Source organism: Pseudomonas sp. F3-2 (assembly GCF_038804275.1).
GTDB lineage: Bacteria > Pseudomonadota > Gammaproteobacteria > Pseudomonadales > Pseudomonadaceae > Aquipseudomonas.
In genome coordinates this window covers 3,724,009-3,739,505 of the sequence record NZ_CP152388.1, presented here as the reverse complement: position 1 = coordinate 3,739,505, position 15,497 = coordinate 3,724,009, and the positions used below count along the sequence as shown (strand labels likewise).

At 61.5% G+C, this 15,497-nt stretch carries 14 protein-coding genes; 11 read left to right on the top strand and 3 right to left on the bottom strand.

Annotated elements, in window-relative coordinates; all coding sequences use genetic code 11:
* Positions 1-95 precede the first annotated feature (95 nt).
* Positions 96-1,256, bottom strand: a complete 1,161-nt coding sequence (locus AAGQ88_RS17100; RefSeq protein WP_342653035.1) for an acyltransferase — start codon at positions 1,254-1,256, stop codon at positions 96-98.
* A gap of 442 nt (positions 1,257-1,698) precedes the next feature.
* Between AAGQ88_RS17100 and AAGQ88_RS17095 the strand changes: the two genes are divergently transcribed.
* The 5 genes from AAGQ88_RS17095 to AAGQ88_RS17075 all read left to right on the top strand — a co-directional run bounded on the left by AAGQ88_RS17095 (position 1,699) and on the right by AAGQ88_RS17075 (position 6,976).
* Complete coding sequence (locus AAGQ88_RS17095; RefSeq protein ID WP_342653034.1) at positions 1,699-2,715, top strand: 2-dehydro-3-deoxygalactonokinase; 1,017 nt, start codon at positions 1,699-1,701, stop codon at positions 2,713-2,715.
* 1 nt (position 2,716) lies between these two features.
* Positions 2,717-3,352, top strand: a complete 636-nt coding sequence (locus AAGQ88_RS17090; protein WP_093459240.1) for a 2-dehydro-3-deoxy-6-phosphogalactonate aldolase — start codon at positions 2,717-2,719, stop codon at positions 3,350-3,352.
* Positions 3,353-3,405: 53 nt separating this feature from the next.
* The gene (gene dgoD, locus AAGQ88_RS17085; protein WP_093459239.1) at positions 3,406-4,554 is read left to right on the top strand and encodes a galactonate dehydratase; all 1,149 of its coding nucleotides are present in this window, start codon (positions 3,406-3,408) and stop codon (positions 4,552-4,554) included.
* Positions 4,555-4,791: 237 nt separating this feature from the next.
* Positions 4,792-6,105 carry an MFS transporter gene (locus AAGQ88_RS17080; protein WP_285426099.1) on the top strand — a complete coding sequence of 438 codons (1,314 nt, stop codon included), beginning with the start codon at positions 4,792-4,794 and terminating at the stop codon, positions 6,103-6,105.
* Positions 6,106-6,169: 64 nt separating this feature from the next.
* Positions 6,170-6,976 (top strand): IclR family transcriptional regulator, encoded by an 807-nt coding sequence (locus tag AAGQ88_RS17075; protein ID WP_093459237.1) that lies wholly within the window; start codon positions 6,170-6,172, stop codon positions 6,974-6,976.
* 164 nt (positions 6,977-7,140) lie between these two features.
* Here AAGQ88_RS17075 and AAGQ88_RS17070 read toward each other — a convergent pair whose 3' ends face one another.
* A complete protein-coding gene (locus AAGQ88_RS17070) occupies positions 7,141-8,193 on the bottom strand; it encodes an NAD(P)-dependent alcohol dehydrogenase (RefSeq protein ID WP_093459236.1) in 1,053 nt (350 codons plus the stop codon).
* A gap of 178 nt (positions 8,194-8,371) precedes the next feature.
* Here AAGQ88_RS17070 and AAGQ88_RS17065 point away from each other — a divergent pair, with 178 nt between their 5' ends.
* Complete coding sequence (locus AAGQ88_RS17065; protein ID WP_342653033.1) at positions 8,372-9,277, top strand: AraC family transcriptional regulator; 906 nt, start codon at positions 8,372-8,374, stop codon at positions 9,275-9,277.
* An 85-nt stretch (positions 9,278-9,362) separates the two neighbouring features.
* Here AAGQ88_RS17065 and AAGQ88_RS17060 read toward each other — a convergent pair whose 3' ends face one another.
* Positions 9,363-11,027, bottom strand: a complete 1,665-nt coding sequence (locus AAGQ88_RS17060; RefSeq protein ID WP_285426096.1) for an electron transfer flavoprotein-ubiquinone oxidoreductase — start codon at positions 11,025-11,027, stop codon at positions 9,363-9,365.
* 527 nt (positions 11,028-11,554) lie between these two features.
* Between AAGQ88_RS17060 and AAGQ88_RS17055 the strand changes: the two genes are divergently transcribed.
* The 5 genes from AAGQ88_RS17055 (at position 11,555) to AAGQ88_RS17035 (ending at position 15,379) form a co-directional block, all read left to right on the top strand.
* Positions 11,555-12,304 (top strand): electron transfer flavoprotein subunit beta/FixA family protein, encoded by a 750-nt coding sequence (locus AAGQ88_RS17055; RefSeq protein ID WP_093459233.1) that lies wholly within the window; start codon positions 11,555-11,557, stop codon positions 12,302-12,304.
* Positions 12,305-13,234 carry an FAD-binding protein gene (locus tag AAGQ88_RS17050; RefSeq protein ID WP_342653032.1) on the top strand — a complete coding sequence of 310 codons (930 nt, stop codon included), beginning with the start codon at positions 12,305-12,307 and terminating at the stop codon, positions 13,232-13,234.
* 139 nt (positions 13,235-13,373) lie between these two features.
* Positions 13,374-14,192 (top strand): transporter substrate-binding domain-containing protein, encoded by an 819-nt coding sequence (locus AAGQ88_RS17045; protein WP_342653031.1) that lies wholly within the window; start codon positions 13,374-13,376, stop codon positions 14,190-14,192.
* 21 nt (positions 14,193-14,213) lie between these two features.
* The gene (locus tag AAGQ88_RS17040) at positions 14,214-14,567 is read left to right on the top strand and encodes a DUF4398 domain-containing protein (protein ID WP_285426111.1); all 354 of its coding nucleotides are present in this window, start codon (positions 14,214-14,216) and stop codon (positions 14,565-14,567) included.
* Entirely contained in the window at positions 14,564-15,379 is an 816-nt protein-coding gene (locus tag AAGQ88_RS17035; RefSeq protein ID WP_342653030.1) for an OmpA family protein, read from the top strand. The genes AAGQ88_RS17040 and AAGQ88_RS17035 overlap by 4 nt, the downstream gene beginning before the upstream one ends.
* Positions 15,380-15,497 lie beyond the last annotated feature (118 nt).

Genomic DNA, 15,497 nt, shown 5'->3' with positions numbered 1-15,497 from the left:
CCGGCCTGCGTGCCAGACGTAAAAAAACCGCCTCTCGGGGCGGTTTTTTTTGGCGTCTGCAAAAGTCTTGAACGCGCTGCCTGCGTGGCCAAGCGTCAGGCCTGCTGCTGTGGCGGATCATCCTTGCGGCGGTGGAAACGCGTGCCGTGCTTCCAGTTCTCGCCCAGCCGGATGCCGGGCACCTCGATGTAACGATGGGTCAGCATCGAGACAACGACCACCGCGACCACCACCAGCAGCATCAACAGGTTGTCGTTCAGAGCGCTGCCGGTGCTCAGGTAACGCAGCAGGGTCCCTGGCGCTTCTCCGGGTCTGTCGACCAGCAGTGCAAAACCGCCGAACTTCCCGGCGACGGTCAGGCCGGTTGCCAGTACGAAAATCACGGCGGCGTGGGTCAGGTAGATCGACAGCCAGAGCCTGCCCAATGCTGGAAACACTCGCAGCTTGAGCAGTTGCGAAACGATCCCGGCCTCATGGGCAAAGATCAGGATCGCGACGCAGAACAGCAACCCCAGCTCAATCGTCAACGGCGGCTCGGCGTCGCTCATCACCCAGCCGATGCTCGCCAGAATCGCCACTTCCAGCACGCTGGCGACGATCGGGCCCGGCGTCGAGTGCAGCCGCGCATAAATTCGGTACGTCATTGCCCCGGCGAAGAAGCACGCGGTGCCCCAGAGCACGTTGCGCGGAATCGCGCCAAAGTCCTCGAACAACGCCACGAACGCCAGCAGGCCGAGCAACGCGAACACCTTGCGGGCGATGCCGGGCAGTGCGTAGGCGATCACGCCGAACACCATCCACAGATAAAACTGAACGCTGATGAGCCAGGACGGATAGTTGAACGACAAGGCGTTGAACCCCGGCCACCAGGCCTGTATCAGCAGCAGGTTGGGCAAGATCTCGCTGGGCGCCCGGTCGCCGCTGAACGCTGGAAAGCTGAGCGACAGACCGCGGCGCTCAAGCAGCAGTTTCAGACATTCGAATCCGATGAAGAACAGCATCACCGCCACGTGCAACGGCAGCACGCGGCAGACGCGCGAGATCACGAATTCATGCAACAGCCGTGGGGTTTTAAAGGAGGCCACGTAGTGGCGATAAATCAGAAAGCCACTCAGCGCGAAGAAAAAGCCTGCGAACTGGCTGGCGTTCCGGAAAAACGCAAGCTCGCTGATGCTCCGTTCAATGTGTGAGTGGTGGACGATCAGCGCCAGTGCGCAGAGCCCGAGAAAGCTGTCGAGCACGAGGAATCGCTTCATCGTACGGGTCCTTATGTAGATGAGTATCAGGAATGTCGGGCAGTGGGCGGCACAGGCACGTCACGCGTGGCGCGCGAGAAGAGTCATATGGGCAGGGTGATGACCGCTTTTCGCTCTGATGGCGGATGCGCGGCAGGTTGTTCCAGAGAGGCTGGACGCCGACGTATCTGCGTGGCACCGACCGGTGTGCGGCACTGGCGCCGGTAATGGCGATTCGCAGGATCGCTACCGCCAGCAAATGATGCTGAGACTGAAAAACCGGGGCGCTCCGAGTATGCCTCAGCCCGGGGCGCAGAGGCCAGACATGAACGCTCGCGAATGAGCGCGCTCGTCCGATAGAGATTCCCATAATATGGGATCGTCATTTATATATTGAGATATGGTTGGGCTCAGGTTTATAGTTCGTCTCGCATTCACTCATTAATAACAATCAGGTGAAGCCATGCAGGCGCAATTGATCGCGCTCGACTGGGGAACGACTTCCCTTCGTGCGTATCGACTCGGCGGACACGGCCGGGTTCTGGAACACCGCTCGCTCACGGCGGGCATCATGCAACTGCCTTCGACCCCTCGCAGCATTGCCGGGCAACAGGTCAGTGACGGTTTCGAACTGGCCTTCGATGAGGCCTGTGGCGACTGGCTGGACGCCGACCCTACGCTCCCGGTGATCGCCTGCGGCATGGTCGGCAGTGCCCAGGGCTGGCGCGAAGCGGCGTATCAGCAAACCCCGGCCAGCGTCGCGGCGCTCAGTTCGGCGCTGGTGACGGTCCGCAGCGTACGCGGCACCGACGTGCACATCATTCCGGGCGTGTTGCAACGCTCCGAGCTGCCCAACGTCATGCGCGGCGAAGAAACTCAAGTGCTCGGCGTGCTCGACGCACTGCCGCCCGGCGATACCGCCAGGCCCCTGTTGATCGGCTTGCCTGGCAGCCACTCCAAGTGGGTGAGGGCGCAGGATGGCCGCATCGTGCATTTCGACACCTTCATGACCGGCGAGGTCTATGCCGCGCTGTCCAGTCACACCATTCTCGGGCGCACCCTGCAGCGGGGCGACGGCTTTGACGCTGCCGCCTTCGATCGCGGCGTCGGCGTCGCCTTTTCTCCCGTCGGCGCCGCCGGTCCGCTGTCGACCATCTTCAGCTGCCGGACCCTCGGACTCACCGGGGCACTGTCTGGCGCGGCGCAATCCGATTACTTGTCCGGCCTGTTGATCGGTCACGAGATCGCGGCCCTCGCGCAACTTTTGCGCCAGGACGAGGCTCCATTGCCAGCGGTCATCCTGATCGGCAGCGATGCGTTGCTGGCCCGTTATCAGCGTGCGCTCGATGCCGGCGGTTTCCCGCAGATCACGCTGGCCGAACAGGCCACCGAGCGCGGTCTCTGGCAGGTCGCGGTGCAGGCCGGTCTGATCCCATCCCTTTCGGCGGCCGCTGCCCGGCCCCTTCACGTAGAGAACTGACATGCTCAAGCAAGCCCTCGTGCAAAACGGCCTGGTTGCGATTCTGCGCGGCCTGCGCCCCGAAGAAGCACCCGCCATCGGCGACGTCCTGTACACGGCCGGTTTTCGGGTCATTGAAGTGCCGCTCAATTCCCCGCAGCCGTACGACAGCATCCGCCTTCTGCGTCAGAGCCTGCCCGCCGATTGCCTGATCGGCGCCGGGACTGTGCTGACCCCCGAGCAAGTCCAGCACGTCAAGGAAGCCGGCGGGCAGGTCATCGTCATGCCCCACAGCGATCCGAAAGTGCTGCGCGCGGCCAAGGAGCACGGTCTGTTTCTGTCGCCAGGCGTGGCCACGCCGACCGAAGCGTTCGCTGCGCTGGCGGAAGGCGCCGACGTCCTGAAAATGTTCCCGGCCGAGCAGATGGGCCCTGCGGTGGTGAAGGCCTGGCTGGCCGTCCTGCCGGCGGGGACCGCGCTGATTCCGGTGGGCGGGATCACGCCTGACAACATGAAAGTGTTCCTCGACGCCGGCGTGTCGGGCTTCGGGCTGGGCTCTGGTCTCTTCAAGCCAGGCCTCAGCGCCGAGCAAGTCGCCGAGCGTGCCAAGGCCTACGTCGCCGCCTGGAACCAGCACAAGCCTGCGAACAACCTTTGAATCGAGCGCTTGTCGCGCCGCCGAACAAGCGTCATTGAATAAGAGAGACCCTTATGAAAATCACCAAACTCACGACCTTCATCGTTCCGCCGCGCTGGTGCTTCCTGAAAGTCGAAACCGATCAGGGTGTGACCGGCTGGGGCGAACCCGTGGTCGAAGGACGTGCGCACACCGTGGCCGCCGCCGTCGAAGAGCTGTCCGACTATCTGATCGGCAAGGATCCGCGCAATATCGAAGACATCTGGACCGTGCTGTATCGCGGCGGCTTCTACCGCGGCGGCGCCGTTCACATGAGTGCGCTGGCCGGTATCGATCAGGCACTGTGGGACATCAAGGGCAAGGCGCTGGGTGTTTCGGTCAGCGATTTGCTGGGTGGTCAGGTGCGCGACAAGATCCGCGTGTATTCGTGGATCGGCGGCGATCGTCCTGCCGACACCGCCCGTGCGGCCAAAGAGGCCGTTTCCCGTGGGTTCACCGCGGTCAAGATGAACGGCACCGAAGAGCTGCAGTTCCTCGACACTTTCGAGAAAGTCGACCTGGCGCTGGCCAACGTTGCCGCCGTGCGTGACGCCGTCGGCCCGAACGTCGGCATCGGCGTGGATTTCCATGGCCGTGTGCACAAGCCGATGGCCAAGGTGCTGATGAAGGAGCTCGATCCCTACAAGCTGATGTTCATTGAGGAGCCGGTACTCAGCGAGAACTACGAAGCGCTCAAGGAACTGGCGCCACTGACCAGCACGCCGATTGCACTGGGTGAGCGTCTGTTCTCGCGCTGGGATTTCAAGCGCGTGCTGAGCGAGGGCTACGTCGACATCATCCAGCCGGACGCGTCCCATGCCGGCGGCATCACCGAAACCCGCAAGATCGCCAACATGGCCGAGGCCTATGACGTCGCGCTGGCCCTGCACTGTCCGCTGGGGCCGATCGCGCTGGCGGCCTGCCTGCAACTGGATGCCGCCTGCTACAACGCGTTCATTCAGGAACAGAGCCTGGGTATTCATTACAACGAGAGCAACGATTTGCTCGACTACATCAAGAACCCGGAAGTCTTCGACTACGACAAGGGCATGGTCAAAATCCCCAACGGACCGGGCCTCGGCATCGAGATCAACGAGGAGTACGTCAAAGAGCGCGCGGCCATCGGCCACCGCTGGCGCAACCCGATCTGGCGCCATGCCGACGGCAGTTTTGCCGAGTGGTGATTGACTGAGGTCAACCCTGATACCGGGTTGACCTCATTCGTGAGCACGCTCACGCCCAGAGACTTTGTGTCGTGCTCAAAAGGGGGCACACCCGGAACCCTGTGGCAGAGCGCTTGCTCACGAAGGCTCATTGATCGTTTCCGCGCAGCGCGTGCAAGCATCAACTGCGCAGTCACGATGCGTCATACACGCAAAACAATTCCAGACCTCAGACAACCATAAAAAGAGGCACTTCCCATGCGCACACAGACGTTGCCAGAAGCGGGGACGCTTGCCGTCACACCGACCCGTAAACGCTTTTTCATCATGGTCCTGCTGTTCATTACGGTGGTGATCAACTATCTGGACCGCAGCAACCTGTCCATCGCCGCGCCCGCACTGACCAGCGAGCTGGGCATCGATCCAGTGCACGTCGGCCTGGTGTTTTCGGCCTTCGGCTGGACCTACGCGGCCATGCAACTGCCCGGTGGCTGGCTGGTCGATCGCGTTCCGCCGCGTATTCTCTACACCGTGGCGCTGGCCCTGTGGTCGGTGGCGACGATATTCCTGGGCTTTGTCGGCAGCTTCATCGGCCTGTTCGTGCTGCGCTTGGCGGTCGGTGCGCTGGAGGCTCCGGCGTACCCGATCAACAGCCGGGTGGTCACTGCCTGGTTCCCGGAGAAGGAGCGCGCAACCGCCGTCGGCTTCTACACCTCCGGGCAGTTCGTCGGCCTGGCATTTCTGACTCCGGTGCTGGCCTGGCTGCAGACTCGATACGGCTGGCACATGGTCTTCGTTGCCACCGGCGGCGTCGGTGTCGTCTGGGCTGCAATCTGGTACATGGTCTACCGCGAACCGCGCGACTTCAAAGGCGTCAATCAGGGCGAGATCGATCTGATCAAAGAGGGCGGCGGTCTGGTGGATATCCAGAACGACGCCGGCAACGTCAAGCGCGGCTTCAGCTGGATGGACCTGGGCATCGTCCTGAGCAAGCGCAAGCTGTGGGGCATTTACCTGGGACAGTTCTGCCTGAACTCGACGCTGTGGTTCTTCCTTACCTGGTTCCCGACCTATCTGGTCAAATACCGTGGCATGGACTTCATCAAGTCGGGGCTGCTGGCGTCACTGCCGTTCCTGGCGGCGTTCGTCGGCGTGTTGTGCTCCGGGTTCTTCTCCGACTGGCTGATCCGTCGCGGTCACACCGTAGGTTTCGCGCGCAAGCTGCCGATCATCGCCGGACTGCTGATCTCCACCTCGATCATCGGCGCCAACTACGTCGACTCCACACCGCTGGTCATTGCATTCCTGGCGCTGGCATTCTTCGGCAACGGACTGGCCTCGATCACCTGGTCGCTGGTGTCCACATTGGCTCCGGCGCGCCTGCTGGGCCTGACCGGCGGCACGTTCAACCTGATCGGCAACCTCGCCGCCATTGCCACGCCGATCGTCATCGGCTTCCTGGCGTCGGGCGAATCCTTTGCGCCGGCCATCACCTACATCGCCGTGCTCGCACTGCTGGGCGCGTTGTCCTACATTCTGCTGGTGGGCAAGGTCGAGCGCATCGAGCTCTAAGGCTGGCAGGCGACGAAGCTGGCGACGATAATGCCGCCAGCTTTTTGATTTGATAAGGCGCGATATGCACGATTCTTCCGACACCGCTGGCGTGACTGGCAAAGACCCTGCGCCGACCGGCACGCAAACCCTGCTGCGCGGGCTTGGGGTGGTTCAGGCCGTCGCCGGCGGCGCCCGCGATCTCAAGGAAATTGCCCGTCAGATCGGCACCACGCGCAGCACGACACATCGGCTGGCCAGTTGCCTGGTGGAAGAGCGTTACCTGCGCGTGCTGCCCCAAGTGGGGTATCTGCTGGGTCCGAAACTGATCGAGCTGGGGTTTCAGGCGCGCGAAGAAGTGCCGTTGGCGATGCTGGCCAGGCCGTTTCTCGACGAGCTGTCGGCGTTGACCGGCGACACCGTTCACCTGGCAGTGCGCGATGGCGACGAAGTGCTTTATCTGCATAAGAATCCCGGACGCAACGGTCCGGAAATGCGCTCGCGGGTAGGCCATCGCATGCCGCTGGCGCGCACCGGCATTGGTAAGGCGTTGTTGCTGGACAGTCCCGAAAGCGAATGGCGGCGTCTGTACGACATCAGTGTGCCGGAGGTTACCCGAAACCCGCTGTGGCCTGCGCATCAGGAGCAGACCTGGGAGCAGGTGCGCGCGCGGATGCACGAATACGTGAAGGGCGGTTACGCGTTCGATCTGGAAGACAACGAACCGTCGATCCGCTGCGTGGCGGCGCCGATCCGCGATGCGAGCAAACACATCGTCGCCGGTATCAGCATTGCCAGCACGGTGCCGTACATGCCGCTGGAAAAGATGGCCGAACTGGTGCCGGTGATCAAAGAAACGGCGGCACGGTTGTCGGCGGAGTTGGGGGGCTGATCCCTCTGTCTGATCAAACGCCCTTCTTGAAGGAGTGAGCTTGCTCGCGATCGCGGTATACCTGTCTCCTGATGAGGTGAGTGAACGACGGCGATCGCGAGCAAGCTCACTCCTACAGTTATCGCGTTCTGACCGTCCCCATGGAACGATCAGAAGACAAGCGATCAGGCTTTCAGCGTGGCCATGTCGATGACGAAACGGTACTTCACGTCGCCCGCGATCATGCGGCTGTAAGCCTCGTTGATGTGCTTGATGTCGAGCATCTCGATGTCGCAGCTGATGTCATGCTCGGCGCAGAAATCCAGCACTTCCTGAGTTTCGGCAATGCCGCCGATCAGCGAACCCGCCAGCACTCGACGCTTCATCACCAGATTGGCAGCATGCAGCGCCGGGTCCACCGGTTCGATCAGGCCGACCAAGATGTGCACGCCGTCGAAGCGCAGGGTTTCCAGGTACGGATTGAGGTCGTGCTGCACCGGAATGGTATCGAGCAGGAAGTCGAAGCGACCGGCAGCGGCCTTCATCTGCTCGGCGTCGGTGGACACGATCACGTGATCGGCGCCTTGGCGGCGGGCTTCTTCCGCCTTGCTGGCCGAGCGGGTGAACAGCGTGACTTCTGCGCCCATGGCCTTGGCGAACTTGATGCCCATGTGGCCCAGACCGCCCATGCCCAGCACGCCCACCTTGTCGCCTGCCTTGACGCCGTAATGCTTAAGCGGCGAATAGGTGGTAATGCCCGCGCAGAGGATCGGCGCTGCGGCGGCCGGATTCAGCTTCTCGGGAATGCGCACCACGAAGTGCTCGCTGACCACGATGCTGTTGGAATAGCCGCCCATGGTGTTGCTGCCGTCGATGCGGTCGGGGGTGGCGTAGGTCAGGGTCGGACCTTCCAGGCAGTATTGCTCCAGATCGGCGGCGCAGGCTTCGCAATGACGGCAGGAGTCGACCATGCAGCCAACGCCCACCAGATCGCCAACCTTGTGCTTGCTGACATTGGCGCCGACTTCGGTGACCTTGCCAACGATTTCATGGCCTGGCATCAATGGGTAAACGGCGATGCCCCACTCGTTGCGTGCCTGATGGATGTCGGAATGGCACACGCCGCAGTAGAGGATCTCGATGGCCACATCGTCAGGCCGCGGGCTGCGGCGGTTGAAGGTCATGGGGGCGAGGGGAGTGGTCGCGGACTGAGCGGCGTAACCGATGGCTGTGTACATGTAATACCTCGCAAAAACGATGACGGTTGAGGCGGGCTATTGTCCGCAGCGGGGCCGACGGCAGCCATGAACGATTCTCCGTCTGTCATGCACATTCCTCCGAAGTTGCCTTTGCGGTAGCGGCTTGATGCGGCATATCTGCGATGATGTCAGTGTCTAATCCTCTGTCCGGTCACTTATGTCACTGACTCTTCATTCAGCGGCCAACGCCACGTTGGTCGCCCTGATCAAGCCCCTCGCGGTGCAACCCGGCTTCGTTGATACACGCGTTCGTGGCGTGCAGGCAATGTCGTGGGACCGCTATGTCGCCAGCAGTCCGCAGATCTACGAGCCGAGCCTGATCATCCTCGCCCAAGGCAGCAAACTCGCGCGCCTGGGGCCGCGCACGTTCGAGTACGGCGCAGGCCATTATCTGGTTCAGGCGCTGTCGGTGCCGTTCATGTGCGAAACCTTCGCCACCCGGGACGAACCCATGTATGGCGTCGCCGTGTCCATCGACCGCACGGTGTTGAGCGAGCTGGTGCAGATGATGCACCTGGCGCCCGACCCGTCGGTGAAGGCGCAGACGCCCGAGTCCATGACGTCTGCCGAACTGGACGCATCCATGCGTGAAAGTGTCGAGCGTTTGTTGCGCTGTCTGCACGATCCGCTCGACGCGCAAGTGATGGGCGCGGCGCGGGTGCGGGAGGTGCTGTATGCCGCGCTGCGAGGCGCCCAGGCCGGCGTCTTGCGGGCGCTGGTCGAGCAACAGGGACACTTCGCGCGGATCGGCGCGGCGCTGCAGTTTCTTCGCGATCATTACAACGAGCCATTGAGCGTCGATGATCTTGCCCGCCGCGCCAACATGAGCGCGTCGACCTTTCATGAGCACTTCAAGCGCAGCACCCTGTTGTCGCCGGTGCAGTACCTCAAGCGGGTGAGGCTGCTCAAGGCCCAGCAGATGCTGATCGGCGAAGGCATGGGCGTGGCGCAGGTCGCGCACAAGGTGGGCTATCAGAGCACGTCGCAATTCAGCCGCGAGTACAAACGGTATTTCGAGCGCAATCCGGGGGAAGAGGGCGACCGGCTGCGGTTTTCGGCGTAAAGCACCAGGCCTGATAAACGGAAAAGGCGCCCATCAGGGCGCCTTTCTCTAGTCGCTTGCAGCTCGACACTGGCCGCTGCGTCTTTTACATATTCGGGTAGGTCGGCCCACCCGCGCCTTCCGGCGTCACCCAGGTGATGTTCTGCGAAGGGTCCTTGATGTCGCAGGTCTTGCAGTGCACGCAGTTCTGAGCGTTGATCTGGAAGCGCTTGGCGCCGTCTTCCTGAGTCACCACCTCGTACACACCTGCCGGGCAGTAACGCTGGGCCGGCTCATCGTACTTGGGCAGGTTGACGTTGATCGGAATGCCTGGATCCTTGAGCTTCAAGTGGCAAGGCTGCTCTTCTTCGTGGTTGGTACCCGAGATGAACACCGAGCTCAACTTGTCGAAGCTCAGTTTGCCGTCCGGTTTCGGATAATCGATCTTCTTCGAGTCGGCGGCCAGCTTCATGCATGCGTAGTCAGGCTTGTTGTCGTGCAACGTGAACGGGATCTTGCCACCGAACAGGTTCTGATCGATGAAGTTGAAGGCGCCGCCCAGTACCGGACCGAACTTGTGGATCGCCGCGCCGAAGTTGCGGCTGGCGAACAGTTCTTCATGCAGCCAGCTGGCTTTGAACGCGTCGACATAGGTGTTCAGCGCATCGCCGCCTTCGTTGCCCGCGAACAGCGCGTCGGCCACCGATTCGGCGGCCAGCATGCCGGACTTCATCGCGGTATGGCTGCCTTTGATCTTGGCGAAGTTCAGCGTGCCCAGGTCGCAACCGATCAGCGCGCCGCCCGGGAATACCATTTTCGGCAGCGAGTTCAGACCGCCTTTGCAGATCGCGCGGGCGCCGTAGCTCACGCGTTTGCCGCCTTCCAGATATTGCTTGAGGATCGGGTGATGCTTGAGGCGCTGAAACTCGTCGAACGGCGACAGGTACGGGTTGGCGTACGACAGGTCGACGATCAGGCCGACCACCACCTGGTTGTTTTCCAGGTGATAGAGGAAGGAGCCGCCGGTGTTTTCGGTGCCCATGACGTCCAGCGGCCAGCCAGCGGTGTGCACCACCAGGCCTTGCTGATGTTTGGCCGGGTCGATTTCCCAGATTTCCTTCAGGCCGATGCCGTAATGCTGAGCGTCGGCTTCGCTGTCCAGATTGAAGCGCTTGATCAACTGCTTGCCGATGTGCCCGCGGCAGCCTTCGGCGAACAGCGTGTACTTGCCGCGCAGCTCCATGCCCGGGGTGTACAGGCCTTCTTTGGGATTGCCTTCACGGTCCACGCCCAGATCACCGGTGATGATCCCGCGCACGACGCCGTTTTCGTCGATCAGCGCTTCCTGGGCGGCGAAGCCCGGGTAGATCTCCACGCCCAGGTTTTCCGCCTGCTGGGCCAGCCAGCGGCACAGATTGCCCAGGGAGATGATGTAGTTGCCTTCGTTGTGCATGGTCTTGGGCACGAACGCGCCCGGCACTTTGGTGCCGGCTTCGGCGCTGGTCAGGACATAAATGTCGTCGCCTTTGACCGGCGTGTTCAGCGGGGCGCCCAGTTCTTTCCAGTCCGGGAACAGCTCGTTGAGGGCGCGAGGTTCGAACACCGCACCCGACAGGATGTGGGCGCCAACTTCAGAGCCTTTTTCCACCACGCACACACTGATTTCCTGGCCGGCTTGGGCGGCTTTCTGTTTCAGGCGGCATGCGGCGGAAAGCCCGGCGGGGCCGGCTCCGACGATGACGACGTCGAATTCCATGTATTCGCGTTCCACAGGCTATCTCCTACTCAGGGCTCAACGGCATATTTTTTATAGGTTGCTAAAACCGACACGCGCATGGGGTACACCCGCGCGATATCTCAAAGGGTCTGCATTATATCTACACCACCTCACAGGTCCAATACAAACGTTTGTTTGAATCGGCCGAAACCCTGATAAAACATAGGGACGCGGCTTGTGACTGGCGTTTTTGTCGTATTGACCGGACTAGGCGTTCCGGTCAAGATACGGGCGGTTTTGCGCTCGCCGTAGGCTGACCGTCAGGCAGGAGAACGCCTCTAAAAGCGACGCAATGCTGTGCTGCAGATCCGCTGGGCCCAAGGGGCGGCGGGGCGCGGTGCAGTTTACACGGCCAGCCGGCCTCTGGCTTGAGTTGGCGTGGCTGAGCGGCTGTTTTTGCTGAAATCAGCATTCAGCAACGACGAATACGTTGTTTTCAGAGGTGTTCTTTACACTGACGTGTACCCATCGCCGGGCTGAGCCTGGCGACTTTCTTTTCACCGGAGAGTAACGAGGAATCCATGAAGGTTCTTGTAGCTGTCAAACGAGTGGTCGACTACAACGTCAAGGTTCGCGTCAAAGCGGACAACTCCGGCGTCGATCTCGCTAACGTCAAAATGTCGATGAACCCCTTCTGCGAAATCGCTGTGGAAGAAGCCGTACGCCTGAAAGAGAAAGGCGTCGCGACCGAGATCGTCGTCGTTTCCATTGGCCCGACCACCGCTCAGGAGCAACTGCGTACCGCTTTGGCACTGGGTGCCGATCGCGCCATCCTCGTTGAATCCGCTGACGAGCTGACCTCCCTGGCCGTGGCCAAGCTGCTCAAGGCTGTTGTCGATAAAGAACAGCCTCAACTGGTCATCCTTGGCAAGCAGGCCATCGACAGCGACAACAACCAGACCGGTCAGATGCTGGCTGCGCTGAGCGGCTACGCCCAGGGCACTTTCGCCTCCAAGGTTGAAGTCTCCGGCGACAGCGTCAATGTCACCCGTGAAATCGATGCCGGCGCGCAGACTGTTTCGTTGAAGCTGCCAGCGATCGTCACCACCGACCTGCGTCTGAACGAGCCACGCTACGCGTCGCTGCCGAACATCATGAAGGCCAAGAAGAAGCCGCTCGAAACCCTGACGCCTGACGCGCTGGGCGTTTCCACGTCTTCGACCAACAAGACCCTGAAAGTCGAAGCCCCGGCTGCCCGCAGTGCAGGCATCAAGGTCAAGTCGGTTGCAGAACTGGTCGAAAAACTGAAGAACGAGGCGAAGGTAATCTAAATGACTATCCTGGTTATCGCTGAGCACGAGAACGGCGCGATCGCTCCCGCCACCCTGAACACCGTGGCGGCCGCCGCCAAGATCGGTGGTGACATCCACGTCCTGGTCGCGGGCCAGAACGTTGCCGCTGTAGGTGAAGCGGCTGCGAAGATCGCCGGCGTCGCGAAGGTGCTGGTTGCCGACAACGCCGCCTACGCGCACCAACTGCCGGAAAACGTGGCACCCCTGGTTGGCGAACTGGCTGCGAACTACAGCCACGTACTGGCCGCTGCCACCTCCAACGGCAAGAACATCCTGCCGCGCGTGGCAGCGCAACTGGACGTCGACCAGATCTCCGAGATCATCTCGGTTGAATCGGCTGACACCTTCAAGCGCCCGATCTACGCTGGTAACGCCATTGCGACCGTTCAGTCGTCGGCGGCCGTCAAGGTCATCACCGTGCGCGCCACCGGTTTCGACGCCGTTGCCGCCGAAGGCGGTTCGGCGAGCGTAGAAGCCGTTGCTGCGGCCCACGACGCAGGCAAGTCGTCCTTCGTCAATGAAGAACTGGCCAAGTCCGACCGTCCTGAGCTGACCGCTGCCAAAATCGTCGTTTCCGGCGGTCGCGGCATGCAGAACGGCGACAACTTCAAGCATCTGTATGCGCTGGCCGACAAGCTGGGCGCGGCCGTCGGCGCTTCTCGCGCTGCCGTCGACGCAGGCTTCGTGCCCAACGACATGCAGGTCGGTCAGACCGGCAAGATCGTCGCGCCGCAGCTGTACATCGCGGTCGGTATTTCCGGCGCGATCCAGCACCTGGCCGGCATGAAGGACTCCAAAGTGATCGTCGCGATCAACAAGGACGAAGAAGCGCCGATTTTCCAGGTGGCCGATTACGGTCTGGTTGCCGACCTCTTCGAAGCCGTCCCTGAGTTGGAGAAGCTGGTCTAATCCAGCCGTCTGACTTATAAAGAGAACCCGTTCGTTCGGGCTGCTGGAAAACGTTGATCATTGGTTGCACTGCGCCGAAGACGTTTTCCCCGGTCGGAACAGAGCGGGTTTTTTTATGGGTCGAAAAAAGGATGTAGCCATGTTGTCGCCAAGGGGCACGCTGGCATCACTGGCAGGCGCAATACTGCTCGTGCCTTCGCTGACGATGGCGGCGGGCAAGTGCGATCGTCTAATCGTGACGGGCAGTCCGGATGCACCGCCTTACCTGTGGCGTGATCCGCAGGATCCGAAGCACCTGATGGGGGCCAACGCCGACCTGCTCAAAGAGGCTGCGACGCAGATAGGAATCAAGGTCGAGCTGCTTTTCGCGGGCAAGCGCAGTCAGGCACTGGAGGAAGTGCGCACCGGACGCATGGATCTGCTGGCCGACACCCCGCTGAACGACGCCGAACTCGAGTCGCTGGACTTCGTTCATCCGCCGGTTTCCCAGAATGAAATCATGGTCTGGACCCGCGCAGGCCACGCTCAGCCCTTCAACGCTCTGGCGGACCTGCAAGGCCATGCGGGCGCCATCTCCGAGAAAACCCGCGTGACCCCTGCGTTTGAGCGCGCGATCAAGGAGCACCTCACGCTGGAGAGGAAGACCAACCTGACGCAGACCTTCCAGGCCCTCGTTCAGGGACAGGTCGAATACTTGCTCGCCGGGCGCTACGCTGGAATGGCGATGACGCAGACCCTGGCGGCGGACCTTGCGGCACAACCGCTGCCGCTCGACCGGCCGGGCTTGTATCTGGCGTTGTCGTTCAACTCGGCGTGCAACGAACCCTGGCTGCGCGGACAGCTGGCGAAAAAAATGACAGAATTGTCCGCTTCGGGCCGCTCCAGTGAAGCCGTTACGCGCAATCTGGATTTGTGGAAAGCCCAGTTGCAGCAGCCGAGCAGCGCCACCCACCAGTAGGAATGTTTTTTGAGCTTTCTTTTGAAAATACGACCTTTGATCGCAGCCGTGGCAACGGCCTCTCTGTTCGGCTGCGCGAACGATCCCGCGCCGGTTGAGCAGTTGAAACTGACCGAACAGGCAGTGACTCAGGCGGGCGCCGTGGGTGCGACCGATGACGAACCGGACCTCGCCAAAGCGCAGGCCAAACTGACTCGTGCCCGCGCCGACATGGCCGACAAGGCCTACAAGGATGCGCGCATGCAGGCCGAGCAGGCTGAGCTGGATGCCCGCCTGGCGGAAGCGCGGGTACTGACGCAAAAGAGCGACGAACAGGTTGCACAGGTCAACGCGCGCCTGGAGCGTCTTCGCAAACAGTTGGGGGCGAGCCAATGAACGCCATCCCGCGTGCAGTGAGCGTCGCGATGTTGTTGGCGAGTGCCGGACTGTACGGTTGCGCGGCTCACCCCGGTAGCGAAGCCACGTTGCAGAGCGCCAGCGCCGATTTCCAGACAGTCAAAGAAGACACCAACGTCTTGCGCAGTGCGCCGAAGGACGTGATCCGCGCAGGCGAATTGCTCGCCAGAGCCGAGCGTCTGTCCAGCTACATCGGCAGTGCCGACGACGTCAGCCATTACGCTTACCTGAGCAGCCGCTACAGCGCGATCGCCACCGAACACAGCAAGTTGCTGCTCAATCAGGAGAAGCTTGCGCGCCTCGAGCTTGAACGCCAGCGCCTGCAACTGGCGCTGCGTGAGGCCAAGTTGTCGGGTGCGCAGCAGCAAGGCAAATGGGCCGAAGATCAAGTGATCAGCCTTTCCACGTTGCAGACCGAACGGGGTCTGGTCATGACGCTGGGTGACATGCTGTTCGACACCGGCCATGCCGAACTCAAGAGCTCGGCAAACCGTACCGTGCTGAAGGTCGTGCAGTTTCTGCAATTCAATCCCAAGCGCGTCGTGCGTATCGAGGGTTACACCGACAGCACCGGCGACGCTCAGGAAAACCTGCAGCTGTCCCGTGATCGGGCGCAAGCGGTGGCGGATGTCCTGGCAGACCTCGGGATCGAAGACGAGCGTATCCAGGTGGAAGGGTATGGCGATCAGTACCCGGTGGATGTGAACACTTCCGAACGGGGAAGGGCGCAAAATCGTCGGGTGGAAATCGTGTTCTCCGACGAAAAAGGCCATTTAAGCGCCCCGCGCTGAATTATTGGGTTGATCAGGCCCGGCTGTCTGCAAAGACGCCGGGCTTTTTTGTGCAAATCGTCCAGAGGTTTGGCGCAAACGGCTTAACAAAATTTTCTTCACACTCAAGTATTACTGG

Bases quoted from the DNA above. Each gene is read 5' to 3' on its own strand.
- AAGQ88_RS17095 (WP_342653034.1), top strand. From the start codon at position 1,699: ATGCAGGCGCAATTGATCGCGCTCGACTGGGGAACGACTTCCCTTCGT.
- dgoD (WP_093459239.1), top strand. From the start codon at position 3,406: ATGAAAATCACCAAACTCACGACCTTCATCGTTCCGCCGCGCTGGTGC.
- AAGQ88_RS17050 (WP_342653032.1), top strand. From the start codon at position 12,305: ATGACTATCCTGGTTATCGCTGAGCACGAGAACGGCGCGATCGCTCCC.
- AAGQ88_RS17080 (WP_285426099.1), top strand. From the start codon at position 4,792: ATGCGCACACAGACGTTGCCAGAAGCGGGGACGCTTGCCGTCACACCG.
- AAGQ88_RS17100 (WP_342653035.1), bottom strand. From the start codon at position 1,256: ATGAAGCGATTCCTCGTGCTCGACAGCTTTCTCGGGCTCTGCGCACTG.
- AAGQ88_RS17070 (WP_093459236.1), bottom strand. From the start codon at position 8,193: ATGTACACAGCCATCGGTTACGCCGCTCAGTCCGCGACCACTCCCCTC.
- AAGQ88_RS17090 (WP_093459240.1), top strand. From the start codon at position 2,717: ATGCTCAAGCAAGCCCTCGTGCAAAACGGCCTGGTTGCGATTCTGCGC.
- AAGQ88_RS17065 (WP_342653033.1), top strand. From the start codon at position 8,372: ATGTCACTGACTCTTCATTCAGCGGCCAACGCCACGTTGGTCGCCCTG.
- AAGQ88_RS17075 (WP_093459237.1), top strand. From the start codon at position 6,170: ATGCACGATTCTTCCGACACCGCTGGCGTGACTGGCAAAGACCCTGCG.
- AAGQ88_RS17045 (WP_342653031.1), top strand. From the start codon at position 13,374: ATGTTGTCGCCAAGGGGCACGCTGGCATCACTGGCAGGCGCAATACTG.
- AAGQ88_RS17055 (WP_093459233.1), top strand. From the start codon at position 11,555: ATGAAGGTTCTTGTAGCTGTCAAACGAGTGGTCGACTACAACGTCAAG.
- AAGQ88_RS17035 (WP_342653030.1), top strand. From the start codon at position 14,564: ATGAACGCCATCCCGCGTGCAGTGAGCGTCGCGATGTTGTTGGCGAGT.